Genomic DNA, 25,229 nt, shown 5'->3' on the forward strand with positions numbered 1-25,229 from the left:
GTCAACTCTGCCCGCCGGATGGATGTCCGGGAGGGACTTCGTCGCCGCGGGCCCCGTACACACCGTCGTCGACCCCTCGACCGACCTACCCGTCGCGCAGATGGCTTTGGCGACCGCCGCCGACGTCGACACCGCTGTCACCGTGGCGCGCGCCGCTCTACCCGGCTGGTCGGGTGCCACGCCGGCGACGCGCAGTGCCGTGTTGCGGCGTCTCGCCGCCATCCTCGAGCGCGAGTCCGCTGCCCTGGCCGCGCAGGAGGTGAGCCAGACGGGCAAACCGATCCGTCTGGCCACCGAGTTCGATCTCCCGGGCGCGGTCGACAACACCGACTTCTTCGCCGGCCTCGCCCGCGCACTCGAGGGAAAGGCCGCCGCCGAGTACTCCGGTGACCACACCTCCTCGATCCGCCGGGAGGCCGTCGGCGTCGTCGCGTCGATCACGCCGTGGAACTACCCGCTGGGCATGGCGGTCTGGAAGGTGATGCCCGCGTTGGCCGCCGGGTGCACCGTCGTCCTCAAACCGGCCGAGCTCACGCCACTCACCACGCTCACCCTCGCGCGCCTGGCCACCGAGGCCGGCGTCCCCGACGGAGTCCTGAACGTCCTCACCGGTACCGGCGCCGAGGTGGGCGCCGCACTCGCCGGTCACCGCGGCGTCGACGTGGTGACCTTCACCGGCTCGACCGGTGTGGGACGGCGTGTGATGGCGGCCGCCGCCACACGGGGTACCCGCGTACAGCTCGAGCTCGGCGGCAAGGCGCCGTTCCTCGTGTTCGACGACGCCGACCTCACCGCCGCCGTCCACGGAGCGGTCGCCGGGGCGCTCATCAACTCCGGTCAGGACTGCACCGCGGCCACCCGCGCCATCGTCGCGCGGCCCCTCTACGACGACTTCGTCGACGGCGTCGCCGAGGTGATGTCGCAGGTGAAAATGGGCGACCCCACCGATCCCGCCACCGACATGGGCCCGCTCATCTCCCGCACCCATCGCGACAAGGTGGCCGGGATGGTCTCGCGCGCAGCCGCTTCGGGCATCCGCGTGGTGACCGGCGGGACCGTCCCGTCGGGTCCGGGCGCGTACTATCCGCCGACCCTGCTCGCCGAGGTCGACGAGGACGCGGAGGTGTACCGCGACGAGGTGTTCGGTCCGGTGCTCACCGTGAGCACCTTCGACGACGATGACGACGGCATCCGGCGCGCCAACGACACCGACTACGGGCTGGCGGCCTCGGCGTGGACACGTGATGTCTACCGCGCGCAGCGGGCTGCACGCGACATCCGTGCCGGATGCGTGTGGATCAACGACCACATCCCGATCGTCAGCGAGATGCCGCACGGTGGTTTCGGGGCATCGGGATTCGGCAAGGACATGTCGGCCTACTCCCTCGACGAGTACCTCTCGATCAAGCACGTGATGAGCGACATCACCGGGGTGGCCCGCAAGCCCTGGCATCGAACGGTGTTCGCGGCAGCGGAGGAGGCGTGACCGTCTCCGCCTGGGCCGAGGAACCGACCGAACGTGGCCGTCGGATGATCGCCGACGCCGCGCGCCGACCGTTCTGGCTCGACCGTCCCGAACGCCCCGAGGCCCGTCCGGCGCTGCGCGGGGACCGTCGATGCGATCTGCTGGTGATCGGCGCCGGCTTCACCGGACTGTGGGCCGCGGTGCAGGCAATCGAGGCCGACCCCGACCGCCAGGTGATCCTCGTCGATCGCGACCGGGTGGCCGAGCAGGCGTCGGGACGCAACGGAGGATTCTGTTCGGCGAGCATCACCCACGGGCTGTCGAACGGGATGTCGCGCTTCGCCGACGAGCTGCCGACGTTGCTACGCATGGGGGACGAGACACTCGACGAGATCGAGAAGGCGGTACACCGCCTCGGTGTCGACGCCGACCTCGAACGGACCGGTGAACTCGACATCGCCAACTTCGACTGGCAGGTCGATGCGGTCCGCGACGGGGTGGAGGAGGCCGTCGCCCTGGAACGCGACACCACCTTCCACGACAAGGAAGAAGCCCGATCGAAGGTGCGCTCGCCGATGGTGGCGGCCGCCGCCCACGACCCGGCGGTCATCATGCTCGACCCGGCCAAGCTCGCGTGGGGGCTCGCCGCCGCCGCGGAGCGCCTCGGCGTCGTGATCTGTGAGAACACCGAGATCACCGGCCTCCGTCGCCGTGGCCGAGGTGTCCACGCCGAGTCGCCGCGGGGGTCGGTGACCGCGAACAAGGTCATCGTGGCCACGGCCGCGGCGCGGCCCCTGCGGCGATGGAACCGGTGGGGGACGGTCCCGGTGTGGGACTACGTGCTGATGACCGCGCCGCTCACCGACGCCCTACGGGCATCGATCGGCTGGGACGGCCGCGAGGGGCTGGCCGACGGCGGCAACCGCTTCCACTACTTCCGGCTCACCACCGACAACCGGATCCTCTTCGGGGGATGGGATGCGGTGTACCGCTACGGATCCGACCGCGACGACCGCCACAGCAGCGACGACCACGAGTTCGCCGTCCTCGCCGAACATCTGCTGCAGATGTTCCCGCAGCTCGAGGGCATCGAGATCACCCACGCATGGGGCGGGGCCATCGACACCAGTTCGCGGTTCTGCGCCTACTGGCACACCAGCATGCGCGGACGGGTCGTGTCGGTGCTCGGATTCACCGGGCTGGGCGTCGGCGCATCGCATTTCGGCGCCCGCACCGCGCTCGACCTCGTCGACGGTCACGACACCGAACGCACCCGCCTGCAGATGGTGCGCACCCGGCCCATCCCGTTCCCACCCGAACCGCTGCGCTGGATCGGCATCACCATCACCCGCCGACAGTTCGCCCGCGCCGACCGCTCACAGGGTCGCCGCGGGATCTGGCTGCGCACCATGGACAAGGTCGGGCTGGGCTTCGACAGCTGATCGCTCCGCGATCGGTTTCGACAGTTGATCGCTCCGCGATCGGATGTACGGCGAACGACCTCGCGTACGTTTGGTGGGGTACGTCACCGTCGACCGGAGGATCCCCTCATGACCGATCAGACCAGCGTCACCGTCGAGCGTCTCATCGACGCATCCGCCAAGGACGTCTTCGACATCCTGTCCAACCCCAAGCGCCACGTCGAACTCGACGGCTCCGGTTTCGTTCGTGGCGACGAGAACGGCGAGCGGATCAGTGCCGTGGGCGATGTGTTCACGATGAACATGGACGGCCCGCACATGGGTGGCGAGTACAAGACCGACAACCACGTCAGCGGTTTCGCGAAGGACAAGTTGATCGCGTGGAAGACCGCGCCCGCCGGCACCGAGCCGCCCGGATGGGAATGGCTGTGGGAGCTCGATTCCCAGGGCCCCGACTCCACCCTCGTTCATCTCACCTACGACTGGTCGAAGGTGACCGACAAGAAGCTGCTCGAGCAGATCAAGTTCCCGCTCGTCAGCGAGGGTGAACTCGAGGACAGCCTCGGCCGCCTCGCGGCCGCGACGACCGGCTAGTCGCCCGGCCACCGAGGACGCCGACGCCTCAGTCGGCGGCCTTGGGCACCACGATCATCGGCGCGGTGGTGTTCCGCAGGATGCGAGCCGCCGTCGATCCGAGGAACGCGCGACTCGGCGGGCCCAGGCGCGCCGAACCGACCGCGACGAGATCACCCTCACCCCAGCGCAGGCTGTCGAGTGCCTCGGAGAGGGTGTCGCCGTCGGCGACCACCGATTCCACCGACAGCGTCGACGGCGCGCGCCGTGTCGCCTCGTCGAGGATGTCGGTCGCCGCGGAGATGTGGCGAGCACGGGTCTGCGCCGACGTCTCGGTGTCGAGATCGCCTGCGTCGTCGAGAGACACCAACGACACCAGGCGCAGCGCGAGATGTGCCTCCTCGGCGAGGGCCACCGCGAACGGCAGTGGGTTGTCGCTGCGACCGGTCGTCGGTACCGCGACGGTGAGGGAGTCGAGGACGACTTCGTCACGCTCGGCGTACCCCCGGGGTGCCAACGCCACCGGCAGCGGTGACCAGTGCACGAGTTCGGAGCTGATGGAGCCCAGCGTGTGGCGGCCGAGCAGTCCGTCGCGCGTCCCGCCGACCACGATCAGGCGCGCACCGGAGGCGTCCGCGAAGTCGATCAACCCCTCTGTGAACGACTCCGCGACCGGTGTGTGGACCTCGACGGTGACGTCGTCGGGCACGAGATCGGCACCCGCCGCGACCCACTCGCGGGCGCGACGGATCAACATGTCCTGGTACGAGGCGCGGCCCGGCGTCCCGTCGGGCTCCTCCGACCGCACCACGCACACGAGATCGATGCAGGCCCCGGTGGCGCGGGCCAGGGCGACGGCGAGTGCGACACCGTCGTCGCCGGATGCGGTGGCCAGATAGCCGACGGTGATGCGCGCGGGCGTCGCGGGGGAGTCGACGGAGTTCGTCGTGTCAGTAGACATCGGGGACCTTCACCTCGGTGCCGGCGTTGAGAGAGCGGCCGCTGAAGAACTCCCGGCCGCCGGCCACGCACAGCAACATCAGGGGGATACCGAGCACCAGCATCCCGACGCCGAGGATGAACACCCCGCCGATGCCGCCGAACGACGTCGACCCGTAGTCGGGCTTGATCATGTCGATGGAGCTCTGCACGAACGCCCACGTCATCGCGAGTGCTCCGAGCAGCGGGAACAGCCCGCGCATCAGGAAGTTCCGCACCGAGGCGAACAGGGTGCGACGGAAATACCAGACGCAGGCGTAGGCGGTGATGCCGTAGTAGAAGGCGACCGCCAGCCCCAGCGACGACACCGAGTCGCCGAGCGTGTCCTCGCTGGCGAGGGCGAGCACCAGGTAGAAGAACAGGGCGGCTCCACCCATGACCGCGGTACCGAACGCGGGCGTCATGTACTTCGGGTGGATGCGGGCAAAACGTTGCGGTAGAGCCTGATAGACCGCCATCGACAGAGTGCCACGCGCCGTGGGCAGGATCGTCGACTGTGTGGACGACAACGCCGAGATCGACACCGTCAGCAGCAGCAGGGACGACATGACCACTCCGGCAACGGGATCACCGAGGATGGTCAGCACGTCGTCGGCGTTGTCGGGGTTGTTGAGGCCGATACCCGTCTCGCCGAATCCGGCGAACGACTGCACCGCGTAGGCGACCAGCACATAGGTGCACACGAGGATCAGTGTCGTCAGGACGGCCGCACGACCGGGGGTCTTCGTCGAGTCCTTCGTCTCCTCGCCGACGGCGAGACAGGCATCCCAGCCCCAGTAGATGAAGATGCACAGGATGATCGCCGCCGCGAGTTGCGAGGAGGTCACCCCGCTCGGCCACAGCCAGTCCCAGCTCGGTGAGATCGCCTGCGGTCCGGCCTTGTCGAAGCCGATCTTCACCAGCGCGATGACGCTGGCGACGATCAGGACCCCGAACTGCACCGCGATGAGGACGTTCTGCATCCGCTCGCTGATGAGGATCCCGCGGATGCTGACCCAGGTCATCGCGATGATGAAGAAGCACCCGACGCCGACCTTCACGAGGAGGTTGTCGGCCAGCGACTCCAGTCCGAGGAACTTGAAGAGGTAGATCGCGGCGATCTCGGCCACGTTGGCCAGCACGATGATCGCCGACACGGCCAGGCCCCAGCCGCCCATCCACCCGATCCAGGGACCGAAAGCCTTCGTCGCCCAGGTGAAGGTGGTGCCGCAGTCGGGGGTGTCCTCGCCGAGTTCTCGGTACGCGAAGGCGATGAGCAGCATCGGGATGAACGCGAGGACGAACATGGCCGGCGCTTTCGTGCCGACCTCGGCCACGACGTAGCCCAGCGTCGCGGCGAGGCTGTAGGCCGGTGCCACGGCGGAGAGTCCGATGACGACGTTGCCGACGAGCCCCAGGGAACCGGCGCGCAGACCCTTGTCGGACGCGGGGGCCGGGAGCATGGGCGACGGCTTCGATACTGCCATGTGGGAACAGTACGGTTTCGGTCGTGATCACGCGTGACAACGACGGATTTGTTTTCTGTGCGGTAACACGACGACTGATTCAGTCGTCTCACGACCTGTGGCGGTAGTTTTCGTCGACCGCGTTCCGGCGCGGCTACTGTCTATGGGTGATCGATGCACTCGTCGAATGGTTGCTCGACCTGCCCCCATGGGTGGCGTTGGGTATGGCGTTTCTGTTCCCGGCCCTCGAGGCCTCGATCTTCATCGGCGTGGTGGTGCCCGGCGAGATCGCGGTTCTCATCGCCGGCGTCATCGCCAACGGCGGCCGACTCGAGCTGTGGGAAGTCCTCGTCGCCGCCGTCGCCGGAGCGATCATCGGCGACTTCATCGGGTTCGAGGTGGGTCGCCGGTGGGGCACCACCCTGCTCGAGAAGCTGCCCGAACGCCTCGTGAAACCCGAGCACGTCGATCGCGGCCGGGAGGCGTTGCGCAAGCGCGGTGCCGTCGCGGTGCTGTTCGGCCGATGGATCGCGGCCCTGCGAGCGCTGATCCCGGGGCTCGCGGGGATGAGTGAGGTCCGGTTACGGACCTTCGTGATCGCCAACGCCATCGGTGGCACCATCTGGGCGTGCGTGGTCGGATCACTCGGCTACATCGCCGGCAAGTCCTACAAGACCGTCGAGAAGGATCTCGGGTACACCTCGTACGTCTTCATCGCACTGTTCGTCGTCGTCGCACTCGGCCTCTACATCCGGCACCGCGTGCGGGCCCGCCGTGCACCGCAGTCGAATCCGCAGGCCGCCGATCAGTCGAAGAGTATGACCTGACGGATCGCCGTCCCATCGGCGAGAGCATCCATCGCCGAGTTGATGTCGCTCAGGCGGATCCGCGACGAGATCAGCCTCTCCACCGGTAGCCGCCCCTCGCGCCACAGCTGCTCGTACACCGGGATGTCGCGGGCCGGGACCGCCGAGCCGAGGTAGCTGCCGACGATGGTGCGCGCACCGGCGACCAGTCCGAGCGGGGCGATCGACGACCGCGCATCCGGTGAGGGCAGGCCCACGGTGACGGTGATCCCGCCGGGTGCGGTCGCGGCGACGGCCGTCTCGAACGCCTTCGCGTTGCCCGCGGCCTCGATGACGATCGGTGCGGTGATGCCCTGTTCGGCGACCTCGGCGGGGGAGTAGACCGCAGCGGCGCCGGCATCGGTGGCGGCGGCGAGTTTCTCGGGCAGGGAGTCGACGGCGATCACGTCACCGGTCTCCAAGGAGAGAGCGGTCAACACCGCGGCCATGCCGACGCCGCCGAGTCCGACCACCATCACCGACTGCCCGGGCTCGGGTTTGCCGGCGTTGATGACGGCGCCGCCTCCGGTGAGCACGGCGCATCCGAGGACCGCGGCGATCTCGGCGGGTACGTCGGCGCCCACGACCACCGCCGACCGACGGTCGACCACCGCGTGGGTGGCGAAACCGGAGACCCCGAGGTGGTGGTGCACGGTCGCCTCGGGATCGGCGGGGTCGTGCAGGCGACGGTCGCCCTCGAGGAGGGTGCCGGCGTTGTTGGCCGCCGATCCCGGCGCGCACGGCAGCCGTCCGTCGGTGGCGCACTCGGCGCACTCGCCGCAGCGGGGCAGGAACGCCATGACCACGCGGTCGCCGATCGCGATGTCGTCGACGCCCTCGCCGAGGGATTCCACGATGCCCGCGGCCTCGTGTCCGAGGGCCATGGGCAGGGGGCGCAGGCGGTTTCCTCGACGACCGACAGATCCGAGTGGCAGACGCCTGCCGCTTCGATGCGGACGCCGATCTCCCCGGGGCCGGGCTCGTCGAGGTCGAGCTCGCGGATCACCATCGGGGTCGAGTCGGTGTAGGGCCGCGATCGGCCCGATTCCACCAGAACTGCTGCGTCGATCTTCATCGGTCGTCCCTGTCTCGTGTGTCGGTCTCGTCGGACGCCGTCGTAGGTCCGCTGATGTCGGCGGTGGTCAGGAGTGCGCGGATCTCGTCGGGGATCGGGACGGGTCGGCGCGTGGTGGTGTCGACGTAGACGTGCACCCACCGCCCCCGTGCGGCGATGGTGGGTGGTGCGGCCTCGGAGTCGGTCGGCCCGGCGAAGAGCCCGAGGTCGTAGGTGACGCTCGACGAACCGAGACGGGCCACGGCGATGGCGACGGTCACCGGTTCGGGGAACTGCACCGACGAGAAGTAGCGGCAGCCGGACTCGACCACCACGCCCTGCGCGGCAGATCGCGTCGGGTCGACCCCCGTCGCCTCGATGATCCAGGCGTTGATGGCGGTGTCGAACAGTTGGTAGTAGACGGCGTTGTTGAGATGGCCGTACATGTCGTTGTCGGCCCAGCGCGTCGTCATCGGCCGTGCGACCGGGAAGTGGCCGAGTGCGGGCCTGTCGTCGTTCGTCACCTGTGGCGCTCCTCGTCCCCGCTCCGGTCTGTCCCGTCGGCACACGTCGAACCCGATTTCCGCCCGGTCGGTACCGGTGGGACGATATGCCGTGATGAACCCGCCACCGACACCCGCCGCCGATCTCGAACCCGAGGATATCGGTTCCCGCATCGACCCCGTGCTCGCCCGTAGCTGGCTCCTGGTCAACGGGATCGCCTTCGATCGCTTCCAGGCCGCGGCACATTCCCGCGCCGACATCGTGGTGCTCGACATCGAGGACGCCGTCGCCCCGAAGGACAAGGTCGCCGCGCGGGAGAACGTCGTCCGATGGCTCGAGGCGGGCAATCGCGACTGGGTGCGCGTCAACGGGTTCGGCACCCAGTGGTGGGAGGCCGATCTCGCGGCGCTCCACGACGTCGGTGACAACCTGGGCGGCGTGATGCTCGCGATGGTCGAATCGGTCGACCACGTCACCGAGACCGCGAAGAAGCTGCCCGGCATCCCGATCGTGGCGTTGGTGGAGACCGCGCGCGGCCTCGAGCGGATCAGTGAGATCGCCTCGGCGAAGGGCACATTCCGTCTCGCCTTCGGCATCGGTGACTTCCGCCGCGACACCGGCTTCGGGGAGCATCCCGCCACTCTCGCCTACGCCCGTTCGCGTTTCACGATCGCGGCGAAGGCAGCGCACCTGCCGAGCGCCATCGACGGCCCCACGGTGGGGTCGTCGGCGTTGAAGCTCAGCGAGGCCACCGCGGTCAGCCGCGAGTTCGGGATGACCGGCAAGATCTGCCTGAGCCCCGACCAGTGCTCCTCGGTCAACGAGGGACTCTCGCCCTCGCAGGAGGAGATCGCCTGGGCGCGTGAGTTCTTCGGTGAGTTCGAACGCGACGGAGGTGAGATCCGCAACGGCTCGGATCTTCCCCGCATCGCTCGTGCGACCAAGATCGTCGACCTGGCGCGGTCCTACGGCACCGAGGTGCACGCCGAGTACGACGACCCCGATCACGCCCCGGCGCCCTCGGACACCTACCACTACTGAGGCTGCGCATTCGTTCCCGCGCAACGGCATCCGGTGGGCGGCGAACCTCAGCCGATCCGCAGCATGGCGGTGTCGCCGCCGGCGACGGTGATGCGGATCGGTGCACCCGCGGCGACGATCTGACGTCCGGTCCAGAGGTCGGTCACCGCTCCCTGCGCACCGACGGCAGAGCGATCGACCGTCACAGTCCGGGCGTCGGCGGACGAATTCGTGACCGACACAGTCGTCGTCCCGTCGGCCATCCGCTTGGTCCGTGTCAAGCCGTCGGCAGACACCGACCGCGCCGGGGCGGTCGTGTCCTGATCGATCGCGAGGATGCCGGGCGAGGAGAGCAGCGTTCGCGTCGCGGGGTCCATGCGGGTGAGGTCGTTGCCGGCGATGAGCGGTGACCCCGCCATCGCCCACAGCCCGAGATGCGACCGCTGTTGAGCCTCGGTGAGCGCGGTGCCGACACCGATCTCGAGCATGTCGAGATCGAGCCACCGTCCGGCGCGGGTATCGGCCGATGCGCTCGCCGACGCCGCGGCGATGTCGAGAACCCCCTGATACCCCGAGACACCCGCCGACGTACTCCACTGCGCGGTGATGTCGTTGGTGAGGCGCGTCATCGTCGCGACACCGCCCCAGTCGTGGGCCGAGCCGGGGACCGCGGCGGTGTCGGCATCGGCGGGGAGCGCGATCCCGCTGTTGGGGTTGATGCTGTAGACCATCGGCCGTCCGGTCGCGCGGATCGCGTCACGCATGGCCACGAAGGCGTCGCGCTGGTCGCCGACATCGGACTCCGACGAACACCAGTCGTATTTCACGTAGTCGACGCCCCAGGAGGCGAAGGTCGCGGCGTCGGTGGCCTCGTGGCCGCGGCTGCCCGTGGCCCGGGGATAGGTCCCCGACAACTGTGCACAGGTGCGATCGCTCGCGCCGGCGTAGATGCCGAATCGAAGACCCCGGGCGTGCAGGTAGGCGCCGAGTGCGGCCATCCCCGACGGGAACCGTGACGACGACGCGGTCAGTCGGCCTGCGGCGTCACGGGCCGGGGTGTACCAACAGTCGTCGACGACCACGTAGCGGTAGCCGGCCGCGGCGAGTCCGGACGAGACGAGGGCATCGGCCTGCGCCCGGATCGTCGTCTCGTCGATGTCGCAGCCGAAGGTGTTCCAGCTGTTCCACCCCATCGGTGGTGTGGCCGCGACGCCCGCGATGGCGGGGGCGGAGCCGCCGAGGTCGTGGGGGAGTGCGGTGGCGCATCCGGACAGGACCGCGGCCGACACCACGAGCGCAGACGCGGCGCGACGCAGGCGGTGGGTGGTCATCGACGGCGAGTGTAGGGAGCCGACCTGGCAACCGACTGCGGGGCGACTGTGCGGCCTCTTATAGCGTGGACATGTCCACGGTGGATGGGCACTGCTGACGAGGGGTGGGAGTGTTCAAACGGCTCGACGCCCTGCAGCGGCGCAACCGCGGTGTGGGTTTCGTCTTCGCGGTGATCTACAAGTTCGTCGACGACCAGGGTGGCTACCTCGCGGCGCTGGTCACCTATTACGCCTTCCTGTCGCTGTTCCCGCTGCTGTTGTTGTCGACGACCATTCTCGGGTTCGTCCTCGCCGGCGATCCCGGGCTGCAGGAGCGGCTTCTCAACTCGGCGCTGGGTGAATTCCCGATCATCGGCGACCAGCTCGGCGAACCGCGTCGGCTCGGTGGCGGGTCGACCGGCGTCATCATCGGTGTGATCGGTGCCCTGTACGGCGCGTCGGGTATCGGGCAGGCCACGCAGAACGCCATGAACACGGTGTGGGCGGTCCCGCGCAACAGCCGCCCCAACCCGTTCCTCGCGCGCATCCGCAGTGTGCGGTTGCTGCTGGTGTTGGTCGTCGCGCTCGCCGGGACGACGACGTTGTCGTTGCTGGGCAACATCTTCGATTCATTGGGATCGGTGTGGACCGCCGTCTCCGTGGTCGGCGCCGTCGTCATCAACGCCGTCGTGTTCGCCTACGGATATCGCATCGGGACGTCACGCGACCTCGCGATGCGTCAGGTGCTCCCGGGTGCGGCGGTGATGGCGGTCGTGTGGCAACTCCTGCAGACCTTCGGCGCCTACTACGTCGAACGGGTGGTCCGGAACGCCAGCGCCACCAACAGCGTCTTCGCCGTGGTGCTGGGCCTCATGGCGTTCCTCTACCTCACGGCCATCTCGGTGGTGTTCACCGCCGAGATCAACAGCGTGCGCGTCGACAAGCTCTATCCCCGCGCCCTTCTCACCCCGTTCACCGACGACGTCGTGCTCACCCGTGGCGACCGTCGCGCCTACACCAATCAGGCCAAGGCGCAGCGCGCGAAGGGTTTCGAACAGATCGACGTCACCTTCGACAAACGCCCACCGCCCGAGGATCCCGACGACGACAGCCCTCGCGGCTGATCGCACGGACCCGGTTGTGTCCCGGAACGCACGATCCCGGCGACCTGTTCGGTCGCCGGGATCGGGTGGGGATTCGCGGGTCGTCTAGCGCGAGAACATCAGCGCGCGCTTGACCTCTTGGATCGCCTGGGTGACCTGGATGCCGCGGGGGCATGCGTCGGTGCAGTTGAAGGTGGTGCGGCAGCGCCAGACGCCGTCGACGTCGTTGAGGATGTCGAGACGCTCGGCGGCACCTTCGTCGCGGCTGTCGAAGATGAACCGGTGCGCGTTGACGATGGCAGCGGGACCGAAGTAGCTGCCCTCGTTCCAGAACACCGGGCAGCTCGTGGTGCAGCAGGCACACAGGATGCACTTGGTGGTGTCGTCGAACCGCGCGCGATCGGTCTGGCTCTGGATGCGCTCGCGAGTCGGCTCGTTGCCGCTGGTCATCAAGAACGGCTTCACGGCGCGGTACGCGTCGAAGAACGGCTCCATGTCGACGATCAGGTCCTTCTCGACCGGCAGGCCACGAATGGGCTCGATGGTGATGGTGACCTCTTTGCCCTCTTTGAAGGCGCCGTCTTTGTCGGTCGGCAGCATGTCCTTCATCAACAGCTTGCAGGCGAGGCGGTTCACGCCGTTGATGCGCATCGCGTCGCTGCCGCAGACGCCGTGTGCACAGCTGCGACGGAAGGTGAGGGTGCCGTCGAGGTAGCCCTTCACGTACAGCAGCAGGTTGAGCATGCGGTCGGTCGGCAGAGCCGGAACACGGAAGCTCTCCCAGCCGTGGGCGTCCGGGTTCTCCGGATCGAAACGGGCGATCTTCAAGGTCACCATCGTCGCCTCGTCGGGGACGGGCGGCAACGGCGGATCGTCGGACGCGGGGGTCTTCGAGACCTCGGGTGCGATGGTCATCAGTACTTGCGCTCCATCGGTTCGTAGCGGGTCTGCACCACGGGCTTCCAGCCCAGTTCGATGTCCGAGAGCAGCTCACTGCCCTTCTTGTAGGCCATCGTGTGGCGCATGTAGTTGGTGTCGTCGCGATCGGGGTAGTCCTCACGGGCGTGTCCGCCGCGCGACTCCTTGCGGTTGAGCGCACCGACGACGGTGACCTCTGCCATCTCCAACAGGAACCCGAGCTCGATGGCCTCGAGCAGATCGCTGTTGTACCGGGTTCCCTTGTCGTGCACCCGGATGTGGTTGTACCGCTCCTTGAGGCCGTGGATGTCGGTCAACGCCTGCTTGAGCGTCTCCTCGGTGCGGAACACCGACGCGTTGGCGTCCATCGAGGCCTGCAGCTCGGTGCGGATGTCGGCGACACGCTCGTGACCGTGCTCGGACAGCACCAGCTCGAGCCAGCTGTCGACCATCGAGGTCGGGTTCTCGGGCAGCGCGACGAACTCGGCCTTCTCGGCGTACTCCGAGGCGTAGATGCCGGCGCGACGACCGAACACGTTGATGTCGAGCAGCGAGTTGGTGCCCAGACGGTTGGCGCCGTGCACCGAGACGCACGCACACTCGCCGGCGGCGTAGAGACCCTTGACCACGGTGTCGGCGTCGGAGAGGACCTCGCCGCGGATGTTGGTCGGGATACCACCCATGGCGTAGTGACACGTCGGGAAGACGGGCACGTACTCGGTCACCGGGTCGACACCGAGGTAGGTACGGGCGAACTCGGTGATGTCGGGGAGCTTCTCCTCGAGCACCTCGGCACCCAGGTGGGTCACGTCGATGTAGACGTAGTCCTTGTTCGGTCCGGCACCGCGGCCCTCGAGGACCTCCAGGACCATCGATCGCGCGACGATGTCGCGAGGCGCGAGGTCCTTGATGGTGGGGGCGTAGCGCTCCATGAACCGCTCGCCGTCGGCGTTGCGGAGGATGCCGCCCTCACCGCGCACCGCCTCGGAGATGAGGATGCCGAGACCCGCGAGGCCTGTCGGATGGAACTGGTGGAACTCCATGTCCTCGAGGGGGAGTCCCTTGCGGAAGACGATGCCCATGCCGTCACCGGTGAGGGTGTGGGCGTTCGACGTCGTCTTGAACATGCGGCCCGAACCACCGGTGGCGAGGATGACCGACTTCGCGTGGAAGACGTGGATCTCTCCGGTGGCCAGCTCGTAGGCGACGACGCCGGTGGCGACCTGTTCGCCGGCCTCGTTCTCCGAGAGGCAGAGGTCGAGCGCGTAGAACTCGTTGAAGAACTCGACGTCGTTCTTCACACAGTTCTGGTAGAGCGTCTGCAGGATCATGTGGCCGGTGCGGTCGGCGGCGTAGCAGGACCGGCGGACGGGGCTCTTGCCGTGGTCACGGGTGTGGCCGCCGAAGCGACGCTGGTCGATCTTGCCCTCGGGGGTGCGGTTGAACGGCAGCCCCATCTTCTCGAGGTCGAGGACGGCGTCGATCGCCTCCTTGCACATGATCTCGACCGCGTCCTGATCGGCGATGTAGTCGCCGCCCTTCACGGTGTCGAACGTGTGCCACTCCCAGTTGTCCTCTTCGACGTTCGCCAGCGCGGCACACATGCCGCCCTGGGCCGCGCCGGTGTGGCTGCGCGTGGGATAAAGCTTGGTGAGCACGGCGGTCCGCGCTCGGGGGCCGGCCTCGATGGCTGCGCGCATACCCGCGCCACCGGCACCGACTATGAGGACGTCGTAGCGATGTTCTTGCATCTGTGGTTCCCCTCTGGAGCCTGTGGCTGATGGCTGGATGTCAGACGGATGTCAGCTGACCGAGTTCACGTCGAAGGTGAGGATCGCGTAGGTGCCGAGTCCGACGGTCAGGATCATCGACAGCGCGAGGACCACGTTGAGCCAGAAGCGGGTCGAGTCCTTGCGCGAGTAGTCGGCGATCACCGTGCGGACGCCGTTGCCGCCGTGCAGCTGTGCGAGCCACAACATGCTGAGGTCCCAGATCTGCCAGAAGGGCTGGCTCCACCGCTGGGCGACGAACGATGCGTCGATGCGATGCACGCCACTGTCGAGCGTCAGCATGATCGTCATGTGGCCGAGCGTGAGGAAGATCAGCGCGATGCCGGAGAAGCGCATGAACAGCCATGCGTTCTTCTCGAAGTTGCCGCTCTTCGGACGCCGCGGCGACCGCGGGTTGTCGAGACTGGCGGGGCGGTCGTGGGCGGTGCCGACCGTCTTGGCGAGCTTGGGTGCTTCTGAGGTGGTCATCGTTGTCCTCCCCTCCTAGACGTGATCGATCAGGATCGCGAGCAGCCGGACTGCGGCTGCGGCGAAGACGACGAAGAAGATGCCGAGGATCGTCCAGAGCATCTGACGCTGGTACTTCGGGCCCTTCGACCAGAAGTCGACCAGGATGATCCGCACGCCGTTGAGCGCGTGGTAGAGCACGCAGGCGACCAGACCGATCTCCATGAGACCGATGATCGGCGACTTGTAGGTGTCGATGATCTGCGTGTACGTGTCCGGGTTCACGCGGATCATCGCGGTGTCCAGGACGTGGACGAACAGGAAGAAGAAGATCGACACGCCGGTGATGCGGTGCAGGACCCAGGACCACATGCCTGGATCACCGCGGTACAGGGAGCGGCGGCGGATCGGCTCCGGCGCAACCTCGGTCTGAGTACTCATCGAGAAAATGGCCTCCAACATCGGCGGTGGATGCGATGAACCCGGCGTGCTCCGGCTCAATCGTCGACCTACCTCACCGACTTTAAACCTAAGCTGACGGCGGTAAGAATCGGTATGAGTCGAAGCGCGAACAGCGGTGTTTGCGAATAAGGCTTGCCTTACTTGAGTTTCGGCGCCGGGAGTCGCCCCGGACGCCCCGCGACGGCCGGACGGGGAGGGCCCACGGTGACCGCAGAAATCGACTGGGATCTGTTGCGTGACAAGGCGACAGGGGTGATGCGCACGGCCTATGCGCCCTACTCGGACTATCCGGTCGGCGCGGCCGCACTCACCTCCGATGGACGTGTCGTCGTCGGATGCAATGTGGAGAATGTCTCATACGGTCTGGGGATCTGCGCGGAGTGTTCCCTGGCCGCGGACCTGCACCGGACCGGTGGAGGGCGTCTGAGAGCGGTCAGCGTGGCCGATCGGCGCGGTCAGATCCTCATGCCCTGCGGCCGGTGCCGACAGATCCTGTTCGAGCACGGCGGAGGCGAGCTCCTCGTCGACCACCGTGGGGGACCACGCCCGCTGGCGACGCTGCTGCCCGACGCGTTCGGCCCCGACGACCTGTCGGCCGGCCGCGCGACCGACCCGGCGACGGGGTCATGACGGTCCCCGACGCCGTGTCGGTGATCGCGGCCAAACGTGACGGCCACGCACTGACCGACGAGCAGATCGACTGGGTCGTCGACGCCTTCACGACCGGCGACGTCGCCGACGAGCAGATGTCGGCGCTCGCGATGGCGATCCTGCTGCGCGGTATGGACCGTCGGGAGGTCGCGCGATGGACCGCGGCGATGATCGCCTCCGGTGAGCGGATGGACTTCTCGGGTCTGCGGCGCGGCGACCGCGCGCTGCCGACGGTGGACAAGCACTCGACAGGCGGTGTCGGGGACAAGATCACGCTCCCGCTCGCACCCCTGGTCGCCTCGTACGGGGTGGCGGTCCCGCAGCTGTCCGGTCGGGGCCTGGGCCACACCGGCGGAACCCTCGACAAGCTCGAGGCGATCCCGGGCTGGCGGGCGGACCTCACCACCGACGAGATGATGACGCAGCTCCGCGACGTCGGCGCGGTCGTCTGTGCGGCGGGAGCGGGTCTCGCCCCGGCCGACAAGAAGCTCTACGCCCTGCGTGACGTGACCGGCACCGTCGAGTCCATCCCGCTCATCGCCTCGTCGATCATGAGCAAGAAGATCGCCGAGGGCACCGGCGCACTGGTCCTCGATGTGAAGGTGGGCACCGGCGCGTTCATCAAGACCCTCGACGACGCACGCGAGCTCGCACAGACCATGGTCGCTCTCGGCGCCGACTCGGGCGTCGCGACGGTGGCGCTGCTGACCGCGATGTCGACACCGCTGGGACGGACCGCCGGCAACGCCCTCGAGGTCGGGGAGTCCCTCGAGGTACTCGCCGGCGGCGGCCCCGCGGACGTGGTGGAGCTGACCGTCACCCTGGCGCGCGAGATGCTCGCGGCGGCCGGCGTCGACGTCGATCCCGCCGAGCACCTGCGCAACGGACGGGCGATGGACAGCTGGCGGTCGATGATCTCCGCCCAGGGCGGCGATCCCGACGCCCCGCTTCCGACCGCGCACCACACCGAGGACGTCCTCGCCGCCGACGACGGCGTCGTGACACGGCTCGACGCGATGGCCGTCGGGGTGGCCGCCTGGCGCCTGGGGGCGGGTCGCGCACGCCAGGGGGCACCGGTGCAGGCCGAGGCCGGGGTGCGATGGCATGTGGTGCCCGGTGATCGTGTCCGGCGCGGCCAACCGCTCATGACGCTGGCGACGCAGACCCCCGAGCGATTCGACGCCGCGCGTGCCGCTCTCGCCGACGCCGTCGACATCGGGCCCGTGCCCGCCGGCGACAGCGATGCGATGTCGGCCACGATCGGCGGGCCGTTGATCATCGAGCGCGTTACCGTCGGGTCATGACCGCCGCCGCTGATCCGTCGTTCTCACCCACCCCCGCCGCGATGGATCTGTCGTCGGTGGCGCTGGCCCCGAAAGTGTTGCTCCACGACCACCTCGACGGTGGTCTGCGTCCGGCGACCGTCCTCGATCTCGCGCACGAGGTCGGGTACTCCGAGCTGCCCGCCGACGACGCCGACGGTCTGGCCCGCTGGTTCCGCGAGTCGGCCGACAGCGGGTCGCTGGTGCGGTACCTCGAGACCTTCACCCACACCGTCGCGGTGATGCAGACCGCCCCCGCCCTGGCGCGGGTGGCCCGCGAGTGCGCGCTCGATCTCGCGAACGACGGTGTCGTCTACGCCGAGATCCGCTTCGCCCCCGAGCAACACCTGACGACCGGCCTGAGTCTCGACGAGGTCGTCGAGGCCGTTCTGCTGGGGTTCGACGAGGGCGCCGCCGAGGCCGCCGACGCAGGACGCCGCATCGAGGTCCGCTGCCTCGTCACCGCCATGCGCCACGCCGCGCGGTCCCGCGAGATCGCCGAGCTGGCGGTGCGGTTCCGTGACCGGGGGGTCGTCGGCTTCGACATCGCCGGCGCCGAGGCGGGTTACCCGCCGAGTCGACACCTCGACGCCTTCGAGTACATGCGGGCCAACAACGCGCCGTTCACGATCCACGCCGGCGAGGCGTTCGGACTGCCCTCGATCCATGAGGCGATCAGCTTCTGCGGCACCGACCGGCTGGGCCACGGGGTGCGGGTCATCGACGACATCACGCTGCCCGCCGGGACCGATCTCGCCGCCCACCAGTTCGCTGGTGCGGAACTGGGCGTCATCGCGAACTATGTGCGCGACAAGCGCATCCCGCTGGAACTGTGCCCGAGTTCGAACGTGCAGACCGGCGCGGTCGCGAGTATTGCCGAGCACCCCTTCAACGTGCTGGCGCGTCTGCGTTTCCGTGTGACGGTGAACACCGACAACCGACTGATGAGTGACACGTCGATGAGCAAGGAGTTCATCACGTTGCATAACCAGTTCGGTTACGGCTGGGCCGATTTCGAACGTTTCACGGTCAACGCGATGAAGTCCGCGTTCGTGCACTTCGACGAGCGCCTCGCGCTCATCGACGACGTGATCAAGCCCGGCTACGCGGTGCTGATCGGCTGACCGGCCCCGTGGCGCCGACCGCTCACTTCACGGTGAGGCGGTCCTCGAGCTCGTGCACCAGCGCGCGCCACGCCTCGGACTCGTTGTCGAAGGGTCCGCTGGGAGCCAGCCGCTTCGGGTCCGGGTTGATCGCGTAGTTGACGAACCACCCCAGTGGGGTGGTCGATCCCAACGCCTCGGACACCGAGTCGTCGTCGGCGAAGTCGGCTGCGTCGTTGAGCAGTTCGACCGCGAGCTCGAGCTGCTTGCGGTCGATGCGGCGCGGGCCGTCGGTGATGTCCTCGGCGAGCCCGGGGAGCACGTAGACGTTCTCGTCGAAGACGTCGACCTCGAGGGAGCCGTCGGTGGCGGCCACCTGGATCTCCGGGTAGGTGCTCACCTCCGACAACTCGTGGTCGGTGTTGTCGGCGAGGTACCGGACGAGCGCGCGCTCGGACGTGAAGACGTAGATCGAACCGTCCTTGCCCAGGAAGATCGGGTCGTCACCGAGGTAGCAGCGCAGCGTGAAGTACTCCGAGGCGTCGGTGACGATGCGGATCGGGTCGATGCCTACCCCACCCCAGAAGTCGTCCTCGAGCTCCTGCTCGTCGGCGTCGTCCTCGTCGTCGGCGGCCGCGGCGTGGCGGCCGCGGGACTCCGACGCGTCCGAATCCTCACCGGGCGTGACGATCTCGACGTCGTCGTCCTCGCCGGGCTCGTCCTCGTCCTCGGCGCTCGCCGCGGCCTCGAGCTCGGCTTCGGCCACCGAGACCGCCGATGCGTCGACCTCGGGCGTGGAGATCACGTCGTCGATGGCGTCGACCACGTCGTCCCAGTGCTTGTCGATCAGGCCGCCGATGCGTCCCCAGAGCTCCTGGCCCTCTTTGCCGATGAAGTTGCGGGTGCCGGTGGTGACCGCACCGAGGATCGGGTTGCCGTTGAAGAACTTGGTGACGGTGGTGAGTTCGCAGACCTCGCCGATGATCCGCACGATCTCCAGGACGTCCTCGAGCTCGGCGATCACCTCGGGGGAGGGGTCCTCGGAGGCCAGTTCGGGCACACCGATCAGGTCGTACGACTTGTCCTCCGCGGGGACCAGTTCCTCGGCCTGCAACCCCACCACGGTCTCCCAGGCGGGGTGTTCGACGAGATCGTTGTCGTCGTTGGTGCGGATGAACGCCACGAGATGGGCGACATCACCGAAGCCGTAGAGGTCCTCGTCGAGCCCGAGGAAGGCCTCCCACTCGTCGTCACCCTCACGCCACCGAGGCGCCCACAGGGTGAAGGCGTTCCCGTCGGTCAATCCGAGTTCGATCGGTACGATGTCTCCGGCCATGGGAACGAAGCCTAGCCACCGATTCTGATGAGCGGCCACGTGCCCTGGTGAACATCGTGTGCGCGTCTCGTTCGCGCCGTATGCCCGGTCATCGCGGACGGTAGAAGCCCTCGAAGGTCTGATCGAGATTCGTGGTCCGGATGGGTGACAACCCGACCGGATCGCCCGCCTCGATCATCTGGCCGTTTCCGACGATCATCGCGACATGCCCCGACCAGACGGCGAGGTCTCCCGGTAGCAGTTCGGACCGGTCCACGCGGAACCCCGCCGTGTCCTGGTCCTGCGCGAGCCGAGGGAGCTCGACCCCGGCCTGGCGATAGGCGTATTGGGTCAGGGCGCTGCAGTCCAGTCCGCGCCCCGGTGTGGTGCCGCCCCAGGCGTAGGGGACGCCACGCTGGCTCAACGCGGCACGAACCGCCGTGGCCGCACGCTGGTTCGGCGCCCAGGCGACCGAGCCGTCGGGCAACGTGACCGGTACCGCGCCGGGGGTGGGTGGGCGCCCAGCGGGCGCGGTCGCGTGGGGATCGCCGGCCGACGCCGCGTGGGTGGACGCGCCGGACGAGGTGGCGGGACGGTCGGTCTGTCGACCGGGTCGCGACGACGACGGTCCGGCAGACGTGCTGACCTGTTTCATCAGCGTGGCGAGATCGGGCATCGATGCCGGTGCGGCCTGCCGACCCAGGCGCTGCGCGCGCCGGGCCAGCGCACCGAGGCGATCGTGGGTGCGCCGCACCACCGCGAGGGCGCGTCGGAGGTGTTCGGCGGCGATCGGGATCAGCGCGGCGACACCGTTCGGGGTGTACACCGACGGCCCGAGGGCGTCGGCCGCGGAGACGAACGAGTCGAGAACGGTCCGCAGCTCTCGGGCGGCCGCGGCGACCTCCGCCCGCCCCTCGTCGAGGAGGTCGGCGAGGTCGGCGCTGTCGTCGGCGAGTTGCCGGCCATGGCGGCGGTGTGCCCCGATGGTCTGCTCGGCGGAGTCGGCCGCCCGTGACCGCCACTGCGACAACGCCTTCTGCGTCGCACCTTCGAGGTCGCGCGACGATCCCTCCAGACGGCAGCAGCAGTCGCGCAGTTCCGCCGCGGGATCGGCGCCCGGCATCTCGCCGGTTCCGACCGAGGCCAACAGCGTGCGGATCGGCGTGGCCAGGAGATCGATCGGGCTGCTCATGCGAGCCTCCCGTCGAGGGACCGTGCCGCATCGGTGTCGGAGCGCAGGTACGCCACCCGCGTCGCCTCGACGGCTGCGCCGATCAGGGCGAGCCGACGCCCGTGATCGGCCACCGATGTGGTGTGTCGGGTGGTGGTGTCGAGGATGGCCTCGGCGAACTCGGCCCCGATCGGGCCGACGGTGGCGGCGAACGGCGCCATGGCGGCGACCGCGGCGTGCGGCGCGACGACGGACGCGGCGAGCGCGGTGACGGTGTGATGTAACTGCGACAGTGCATCCGGGGTGACCGATACGGAATCCATGCCCCTTACGACGGGGTGGTGGCCCGCGCGGTTCCCGCGGATCTCCGTTCGTCGTCGCGACGGCTCTAGGATCGCCCCATGGACGTGACGGTCGTCGACCACCCACTGGCCCGAGCTCGACTCACCACCCTGCGTGATCGACGCACCGACAACGCGTCGTTCCGCGGGGCGCTCGCCGACCTCACCCAGATGCTGATCTACGAGGCGCTGGCGTCGGCCGAGGTCGCCGACGTCTCGATCACCACCCCGGTCTCCGACACCGTGGGCGCGCGGTTGGCGAACCCGCCGCTGCTGGTGCCGGTGCTCCGTGCCGGACTGGGCATGGTGGAGCAGGCCCACGCGATGGTTCCCGAGTCGAACGTCGGCTTCGTCGGCATCGCCCGCGACGAGGCGACACATCAGCCGGTCCCGTACCTGGAGTCGTTGCCCGCGGACCTCTCGTCGACGCCGGTGTTCGTCCTCGACCCCATGTTGGCGACCGGGGGGTCGATGCTGCACACCATCGACCTGCTGCGGCAGCGCGGTGCGGTCGACGTGACCGCGGTGTGTGTCGTCGCCGCTCCCGAGGGTGTTGCCACGCTGGAGGATTCAGGCCATCCGATGCGACTGATCACCGCGGCCGTCGACGACGGCCTCAACGGCGACGCCTACATCGTGCCCGGCCTCGGCGACGCCGGCGACCGTCAGTTCGGCCCGCGCTGACCCGGTGAGGTGGCCGACCACCGTCCGTCGGTGCGGCGCAACTCCACCGGGTGCGCGAAGCACTCGGTGATCGTCGTCGAGGTCAACGAGTCCGCGACCGGACCCTGCACCACGCTGCGACCGTCGCGCAGGAGCAGGGCGTGTGAGGTCGACGTCGGCAGGTCCTCGAGGTGGTGGGTGACCAGGATGCTCGCGAGATCGGCGACCTGAGAACGCAACTGATCGATCCCGGCGAGGAGTTGCTCCCGGGCGGCGAGATCGAGGCCGGTCGCCGGCTCGTCGAGCAGCAGCAGCGACGGTTGCGCTATGAGGGCACGGGCGACGAGGGTACGTCCCCGCTCGCCCTGGCTCATCGTGGTCCACCGCAGTTCACGCCGGTCGGCCATGCCCAGGATGGCGAGCAGGTCATCGGCGCGCTCGTGCTCGGCGCGGGTGTAGGTGCGGCGGTGGTCGAGCTCGGGGGTGTTGGTGAGGCCGGTCAGGACGACGTCGTGGACCGGCAGCGGCAGGTCGAGCCGATGGCGTGGGTCGACGTGGCCGATGTGGGTGCGCAGCTCCCGCATGTCGACTCGTCCGAGCCGGGCCCCGAGGACGTCGACCGTGCCGTGTGTGGGATGTCCGAAGGCGCCCAGGATGTGCAGCAGCGTCGACTTCCCCGCGCCGTTCGGACCGAGCAGCGCCCAGTGTTCCCCGGCGGAGACCTCGAGCGAGATGTCCCGCAACAGGAACCGCCCCCCGCGGACCACGTCGACCCCCGACACCGCGACGACCGGGCCGATCATCGGAGGTCACCGAGTTCGCGCGCTGCGGCGCGCAGGTCGTCCAGCAGGGTGTCGGCGCGACGCTTGTCCTCGTCGAGACGTTCGGGGCCGCCCGCCGCGACGACGACCTCGAGATAGAACTTGACCTTCGGCTCGGTGCCCGAGGGGCGGACGATCACGCGGACGTCGTGGCCGGGGGAGTGGCCGGTGAACTCGACGGCGTCGGTGCGCAGATGGTCGGTGCGCGTGGCGAAGTCGCAACGGGCGACGGCGACGCCGCAGAGCGTCGCCGGGGGACGGTTGCGCAGGCGGGTCATGATGGCGGTGATGTCGTCGGCGGTGTCGGTGCGGACCGACACCTGCCCGGTGCGGTGGACGCCGTGGCGCGCGAACAGCTCGTCGAGGGCTGCGGCGAGATCCTGTCCGGCAGATCTCTGTTCGTGCGCGAGCACCGCGAGAGCCACCGCCGCACTGATGCCGTCCTTGTCGCGGACGGCGTCGGGATCGACACAGTGCCCGATGGCCTCCTCGTAGGCGTAGCGCAGGCCCTCACCGGCCCGGACCAGCCATTTGAAGCCGGTGAGCGTGCGGGTGTGCCGCGCGCCGGCGGCCTCGGCGATGCGGCCGAGGAGGGTGCTCGACACGATGGTCGTGGCGACCAACGGAATGCCTGCATCGGTCGACGAATCGTGCTGCGACAGTGCGGTCGTGGACAGCAGCGCACCCGTCTCGTCGCCGGTCAGCATCCGCCACGCGCCGTCGACGACGGCGCCCACGGCGCACCGATCGGCGTCGGGATCCAGTGCGATCGCGATGTCGGCGTCGGTTCGGGCGGCCAGCTCCAGCAGCAGATCCGCCGCCCCCGGCTCCTCGGGGTTCGGGAAGGCGACGGTGGGGAAGTCGGGGTCGGGGGTGAACTGCTCGTCGACCACCACCACATCGGTGACACCCGCGGCGGCCAGCGCGCGGAGAGCGAGATCACCGCCGACACCGTGCATCGGCGTCAACGCCACGCGGAGGGTCGACGAGCGGGAGCCGTGTCGCTCGAGCAGCCGCGACAGGTAGGCCTCGACCGCGTCGACGGCCCGCGGATCGGAGACCGCCGCTCCGGCGGCGGGCACCACGAGCGAGTCGACGGCGATCCGCGCGATACGTTCCTCGATCTCGGCGTCGACGGGCGGGATGATCTGCGCCCCGGCGTCCATCGGCCCACCACCGAGGTAGACCTTGTACCCGTTGTCGGCCGGCGGGTTGTGGGACGCGGTGATCATCACCCCGGCGACCGCGTCGAACCGGCGGGTGGTGAACGCGACGACAGGCGTGGGAACCGGTGTGGCGAAGGCGATGACGTCGAACCCGCGATCGCGGAGCACGCCGGCGGCGTCGGCGGCGAAGGGGTGCGAACCGTGGCGGGCGTCGTGCCCCACCACGACCGATCCGCCGGCGTGACCGGCGTCGATCAGCCAGTCGGCGAGAGCAGTGGTCGTGTGGATCACAACCAGGCGGTTCATCCCGTCGGGCCCGCCGCGGACCGGCCCGCGCAGTCCTGCGGTCCCGAAATGCAGACGGTCGGCGAAGCGCTGCGCCAGCGCGGTCGGATCGAGTCCGGTGAGCTCGTCGCGCGTCACCGGGTCGGGATCGGCGGCGATCCACGCCTCGACGGCTGTCGTGTGGTTCGAGGTCACAGGCGCTCGATGACCTGGGCCAGCAGGTGACCCATGTCGCCCGCCGACCGACGGCCGACATCGAGGACCTCGGTGTGATCGAGAGGCTCCCCGGTGATCCCGGCGGCGAGGTTGGTCACCAGCGACATGCCCAGGACCTCCATGCCCGCGGCGCGGGCGGCGACGGTCTCGTGCACGGTCGACATGCCCACGAGGTCGGCGCCCATCGTGCGCAACATCCGGATCTCTGCGGGGGTCTCGTAGTGCGGGCCGGGCAGTCCGGCGTAGACACCCTCGACGAGGTCACCGCGCACGTCGCGGGCGATCGCGCGCAGGCGCGGCGAGTAGGCATCGACCAGGTCGACGAACTGTGCGCCCACGAGCGGTGATCGAGCGGTGAGGTTCAGGTGGTCGCTGATCAAGACCGGTTGACCGACCGACATGTCGTCGCGCAGCCCGCCCGCGGCGTTGGTGAGCACGACCGTCGTCGCCCCGGTGGCGGCGGCGGTGCGCACCGCGTGCACGACACGCGCCAGGGGATTGCCCTCGTAGGCGTGGGTGCGTCCGAGCAGGACCAGCACCGATCGGGAACCGATGCGCACCGAGTGGACGAGGCCGGAGTGTCCGGCGGCGCTCGGTGCCGTGAAGCCCGGCAGGTCCGCCATCGCGAGTGTCGCGACCGGGGAACAGAGGGCGTCGGCGGCCGGCGCCCATCCCGAGCCCAGCACGACGGCGACGTCGTGTGTCGGCACGCCGGTCGCCTCGCCGATCGCGGCGGCGGCCGCGTCGGCGGCGGCGGTGGGGTCAACGGTCGGGTCGGGATCGCTGGACGCGGGTCCGCTGCTCATGGGTCGAGGGTAG

The 25,229-nt window shown here is 69.0% G+C and carries 24 protein-coding genes and 1 pseudogene; 10 read left to right on the plus strand and 15 right to left on the minus strand.

Going from position 1 to position 25,229, the window contains the following annotated elements:
- The first annotated feature begins 22 nt into the window (after positions 1 to 22).
- The 3 genes from TU34_RS06995 (at position 23) to TU34_RS07005 (ending at position 3,480) form a co-directional block, all read left to right on the plus strand.
- Entirely contained in the window at positions 23 to 1,486 is a 1,464-nt protein-coding gene (locus TU34_RS06995; protein WP_045822107.1) for a gamma-aminobutyraldehyde dehydrogenase, read from the plus strand.
- Positions 1,483 to 2,907, plus strand: a complete 1,425-nt coding sequence (locus TU34_RS07000) for an NAD(P)/FAD-dependent oxidoreductase (protein ID WP_238981200.1) — start codon at positions 1,483 to 1,485, stop codon at positions 2,905 to 2,907. The genes TU34_RS06995 and TU34_RS07000 overlap by 4 nt, the downstream gene beginning before the upstream one ends.
- A 108-nt stretch (positions 2,908 to 3,015) precedes the next feature.
- The gene (locus TU34_RS07005) at positions 3,016 to 3,480 is read left to right on the plus strand and encodes an SRPBCC family protein (RefSeq protein WP_045822108.1); all 465 of its coding nucleotides are present in this window, start codon (positions 3,016 to 3,018) and stop codon (positions 3,478 to 3,480) included.
- A gap of 28 nt (positions 3,481 to 3,508) precedes the next feature.
- On the opposite strand, the gene TU34_RS07010 is transcribed toward TU34_RS07005, so the two are convergent.
- Positions 3,509 to 4,420 carry a universal stress protein gene (locus tag TU34_RS07010; protein ID WP_045822109.1) on the minus strand — a complete coding sequence of 304 codons (912 nt, stop codon included), beginning with the start codon at positions 4,418 to 4,420 and terminating at the stop codon, positions 3,509 to 3,511.
- Positions 4,410 to 5,924 carry an APC family permease gene (locus tag TU34_RS07015; protein ID WP_045822110.1) on the minus strand — a complete coding sequence of 505 codons (1,515 nt, stop codon included), beginning with the start codon at positions 5,922 to 5,924 and terminating at the stop codon, positions 4,410 to 4,412. The genes TU34_RS07010 and TU34_RS07015 overlap by 11 nt, the downstream gene beginning before the upstream one ends.
- Before the next feature lie 146 nt (positions 5,925 to 6,070).
- On the opposite strand from TU34_RS07015, the gene TU34_RS07020 reads away from it, so the two are divergent.
- Positions 6,071 to 6,730, plus strand: a complete 660-nt coding sequence (locus tag TU34_RS07020) for a DedA family protein (protein WP_052688793.1) — start codon at positions 6,071 to 6,073, stop codon at positions 6,728 to 6,730.
- On the opposite strand, the pseudogene TU34_RS07025 reads toward TU34_RS07020, so the two are convergent.
- Positions 6,709 to 7,823: pseudogene (locus TU34_RS07025) on the minus strand (alcohol dehydrogenase catalytic domain-containing protein). The gene TU34_RS07020 and the pseudogene TU34_RS07025 overlap by 22 nt on opposite strands.
- Positions 7,820 to 8,275, minus strand: a complete 456-nt coding sequence (locus TU34_RS07030) for an acyl-CoA thioesterase (protein ID WP_082080006.1) — start codon at positions 8,273 to 8,275, stop codon at positions 7,820 to 7,822. The pseudogene TU34_RS07025 and the gene TU34_RS07030 overlap by 4 nt, the downstream one beginning before the upstream one ends.
- A gap of 145 nt (positions 8,276 to 8,420) precedes the next feature.
- Here TU34_RS07030 and TU34_RS07035 point away from each other — a divergent pair, with 145 nt between their 5' ends.
- Positions 8,421 to 9,347 (plus strand): HpcH/HpaI aldolase/citrate lyase family protein, encoded by a 927-nt coding sequence (locus tag TU34_RS07035; protein WP_045822272.1) that lies wholly within the window; start codon positions 8,421 to 8,423, stop codon positions 9,345 to 9,347.
- Between the two features lie 47 nt (positions 9,348 to 9,394).
- On the opposite strand, the gene TU34_RS07040 is transcribed toward TU34_RS07035, so the two are convergent.
- Positions 9,395 to 10,657, minus strand: coding sequence for a glycoside hydrolase family 27 protein (locus TU34_RS07040; RefSeq protein WP_045822112.1), 1,263 nt, complete (start codon positions 10,655 to 10,657; stop codon positions 9,395 to 9,397).
- Between the two features lie 104 nt (positions 10,658 to 10,761).
- Between TU34_RS07040 and TU34_RS07045 the strand changes: the two genes are divergently transcribed.
- On the plus strand, positions 10,762 to 11,760 hold the full coding sequence (locus tag TU34_RS07045; protein ID WP_338062989.1) for a YihY/virulence factor BrkB family protein: 999 nt from the start codon (positions 10,762 to 10,764) through the stop codon (positions 11,758 to 11,760).
- 84 nt (positions 11,761 to 11,844) lie between these two features.
- On the opposite strand, the gene TU34_RS07050 is transcribed toward TU34_RS07045, so the two are convergent.
- From TU34_RS07050 to sdhC, 4 genes are read right to left on the minus strand one after another with little or no spacing between them, the layout of a single operon-like run.
- Positions 11,845 to 12,654, minus strand: a complete 810-nt coding sequence (locus TU34_RS07050; protein WP_045822114.1) for a succinate dehydrogenase iron-sulfur subunit — start codon at positions 12,652 to 12,654, stop codon at positions 11,845 to 11,847.
- Positions 12,654 to 14,408 carry a succinate dehydrogenase flavoprotein subunit gene (gene sdhA / locus TU34_RS07055; RefSeq protein WP_045822115.1) on the minus strand — a complete coding sequence of 585 codons (1,755 nt, stop codon included), beginning with the start codon at positions 14,406 to 14,408 and terminating at the stop codon, positions 12,654 to 12,656. The genes TU34_RS07050 and sdhA overlap by 1 nt, the downstream gene beginning before the upstream one ends.
- 51 nt (positions 14,409 to 14,459) lie before the next feature.
- Entirely contained in the window at positions 14,460 to 14,915 is a 456-nt protein-coding gene (locus TU34_RS07060; RefSeq protein ID WP_045822116.1) for a succinate dehydrogenase hydrophobic membrane anchor subunit, read from the minus strand.
- 15 nt (positions 14,916 to 14,930) lie between these two features.
- Positions 14,931 to 15,335 carry a succinate dehydrogenase, cytochrome b556 subunit gene (gene sdhC / locus TU34_RS07065; RefSeq protein ID WP_082079961.1) on the minus strand — a complete coding sequence of 135 codons (405 nt, stop codon included), beginning with the start codon at positions 15,333 to 15,335 and terminating at the stop codon, positions 14,931 to 14,933.
- Positions 15,336 to 15,560: 225 nt separating this feature from the next.
- On the opposite strand from sdhC, the gene TU34_RS07070 reads away from it, so the two are divergent.
- From TU34_RS07070 to TU34_RS07080, 3 genes are read left to right on the plus strand one after another with little or no spacing between them, the layout of a single operon-like run.
- Positions 15,561 to 15,986, plus strand: a complete 426-nt coding sequence (locus TU34_RS07070) for a cytidine deaminase (protein ID WP_045822118.1) — start codon at positions 15,561 to 15,563, stop codon at positions 15,984 to 15,986.
- Positions 15,983 to 17,311: a thymidine phosphorylase gene (locus tag TU34_RS07075; protein WP_045822119.1), complete on the plus strand. Its 1,329-nt coding sequence runs from the start codon at positions 15,983 to 15,985 to the stop codon at positions 17,309 to 17,311. Before TU34_RS07070 ends, TU34_RS07075 begins: the two co-directional genes overlap by 4 nt.
- A gap of 41 nt (positions 17,312 to 17,352) precedes the next feature.
- Positions 17,353 to 18,453: an adenosine deaminase gene (locus tag TU34_RS07080; protein WP_045822273.1), complete on the plus strand. Its 1,101-nt coding sequence runs from the start codon at positions 17,353 to 17,355 to the stop codon at positions 18,451 to 18,453.
- Positions 18,454 to 18,475: 22 nt separating this feature from the next.
- On the opposite strand, the gene TU34_RS07085 is transcribed toward TU34_RS07080, so the two are convergent.
- The 3 genes from TU34_RS07085 to TU34_RS07095 all read right to left on the minus strand — a co-directional run bounded on the left by TU34_RS07085 (position 18,476) and on the right by TU34_RS07095 (position 21,241).
- Positions 18,476 to 19,768: a hypothetical protein gene (locus TU34_RS07085; protein ID WP_045822120.1), complete on the minus strand. Its 1,293-nt coding sequence runs from the start codon at positions 19,766 to 19,768 to the stop codon at positions 18,476 to 18,478.
- Positions 19,769 to 19,856: 88 nt separating this feature from the next.
- Positions 19,857 to 20,939, minus strand: a complete 1,083-nt coding sequence (locus TU34_RS22665; RefSeq protein WP_045822121.1) for a C40 family peptidase — start codon at positions 20,937 to 20,939, stop codon at positions 19,857 to 19,859.
- Entirely contained in the window at positions 20,936 to 21,241 is a 306-nt protein-coding gene (locus TU34_RS07095; RefSeq protein ID WP_045822122.1) for a type VII secretion target, read from the minus strand. Before TU34_RS07095 ends, TU34_RS22665 begins: the two co-directional genes overlap by 4 nt.
- Positions 21,242 to 21,319: 78 nt before the next feature.
- Here TU34_RS07095 and upp point away from each other — a divergent pair, with 78 nt between their 5' ends.
- Positions 21,320 to 21,943 carry a uracil phosphoribosyltransferase gene (gene upp / locus TU34_RS07100; RefSeq protein ID WP_045822123.1) on the plus strand — a complete coding sequence of 208 codons (624 nt, stop codon included), beginning with the start codon at positions 21,320 to 21,322 and terminating at the stop codon, positions 21,941 to 21,943.
- Here the strand turns inward: upp and TU34_RS07105 are convergent.
- Genes TU34_RS07105 through TU34_RS07115 form a run of 3 tightly spaced genes read right to left on the minus strand, consistent with a single transcriptional unit; the run spans position 21,925 to position 25,216 of the window.
- Entirely contained in the window at positions 21,925 to 22,725 is an 801-nt protein-coding gene (locus TU34_RS07105) for an ABC transporter ATP-binding protein (protein WP_045822124.1), read from the minus strand. The two genes, upp and TU34_RS07105, sit on opposite strands and share 19 nt — an antisense overlap.
- Positions 22,722 to 24,389, minus strand: a complete 1,668-nt coding sequence (locus TU34_RS07110) for a phospho-sugar mutase (RefSeq protein ID WP_045822125.1) — start codon at positions 24,387 to 24,389, stop codon at positions 22,722 to 22,724. Before TU34_RS07110 ends, TU34_RS07105 begins: the two co-directional genes overlap by 4 nt.
- Positions 24,386 to 25,216 carry a purine-nucleoside phosphorylase gene (locus TU34_RS07115; protein ID WP_045822126.1) on the minus strand — a complete coding sequence of 277 codons (831 nt, stop codon included), beginning with the start codon at positions 25,214 to 25,216 and terminating at the stop codon, positions 24,386 to 24,388. The genes TU34_RS07110 and TU34_RS07115 overlap by 4 nt, the downstream gene beginning before the upstream one ends.
- Positions 25,217 to 25,229: the final 13 nt, after the last annotated feature.

This window comes from Williamsia herbipolensis (assembly GCF_000964005.1).
Lineage (GTDB): Bacteria > Actinomycetota > Actinomycetes > Mycobacteriales > Mycobacteriaceae > Williamsia_A > Williamsia_A herbipolensis.

Bases quoted from the DNA above. Each gene is read 5' to 3' on its own strand.
- TU34_RS07050 (WP_045822114.1), bottom strand. From the start codon at position 12,654: ATGACCATCGCACCCGAGGTCTCGAAGACCCCCGCGTCCGACGATCCG.
- TU34_RS07005 (WP_045822108.1), top strand. From the start codon at position 3,016: ATGACCGATCAGACCAGCGTCACCGTCGAGCGTCTCATCGACGCATCC.
- TU34_RS07060 (WP_045822116.1), bottom strand. From the start codon at position 14,915: ATGACCACCTCAGAAGCACCCAAGCTCGCCAAGACGGTCGGCACCGCC.
- TU34_RS22665 (WP_045822121.1), bottom strand. From the start codon at position 20,939: ATGAGCAGCCCGATCGATCTCCTGGCCACGCCGATCCGCACGCTGTTG.
- TU34_RS07015 (WP_045822110.1), bottom strand. From the start codon at position 5,924: ATGGCAGTATCGAAGCCGTCGCCCATGCTCCCGGCCCCCGCGTCCGAC.
- TU34_RS07115 (WP_045822126.1), bottom strand. From the start codon at position 25,216: ATGAGCAGCGGACCCGCGTCCAGCGATCCCGACCCGACCGTTGACCCC.
- TU34_RS07035 (WP_045822272.1), top strand. From the start codon at position 8,421: ATGAACCCGCCACCGACACCCGCCGCCGATCTCGAACCCGAGGATATC.
- TU34_RS07040 (WP_045822112.1), bottom strand. From the start codon at position 10,657: ATGACCACCCACCGCCTGCGTCGCGCCGCGTCTGCGCTCGTGGTGTCG.
- TU34_RS06995 (WP_045822107.1), top strand. From the start codon at position 23: ATGTCCGGGAGGGACTTCGTCGCCGCGGGCCCCGTACACACCGTCGTC.
- TU34_RS07080 (WP_045822273.1), top strand. From the start codon at position 17,353: ATGGATCTGTCGTCGGTGGCGCTGGCCCCGAAAGTGTTGCTCCACGAC.
- upp (WP_045822123.1), top strand. From the start codon at position 21,320: ATGGACGTGACGGTCGTCGACCACCCACTGGCCCGAGCTCGACTCACC.
- TU34_RS07085 (WP_045822120.1), bottom strand. From the start codon at position 19,768: ATGGCCGGAGACATCGTACCGATCGAACTCGGATTGACCGACGGGAAC.
- TU34_RS07010 (WP_045822109.1), bottom strand. From the start codon at position 4,420: ATGTCTACTGACACGACGAACTCCGTCGACTCCCCCGCGACGCCCGCG.
- TU34_RS07075 (WP_045822119.1), top strand. From the start codon at position 15,983: ATGACGGTCCCCGACGCCGTGTCGGTGATCGCGGCCAAACGTGACGGC.
- sdhA (WP_045822115.1), bottom strand. From the start codon at position 14,408: ATGCAAGAACATCGCTACGACGTCCTCATAGTCGGTGCCGGTGGCGCG.
- TU34_RS07030 (WP_082080006.1), bottom strand. From the start codon at position 8,275: ATGACGACGCGCTGGGCCGACAACGACATGTACGGCCATCTCAACAAC.
- TU34_RS07105 (WP_045822124.1), bottom strand. From the start codon at position 22,725: ATGATCGGCCCGGTCGTCGCGGTGTCGGGGGTCGACGTGGTCCGCGGG.
- sdhC (WP_082079961.1), bottom strand. From the start codon at position 15,335: ATGAGTACTCAGACCGAGGTTGCGCCGGAGCCGATCCGCCGCCGCTCC.
- TU34_RS07095 (WP_045822122.1), bottom strand. From the start codon at position 21,241: ATGGATTCCGTATCGGTCACCCCGGATGCACTGTCGCAGTTACATCAC.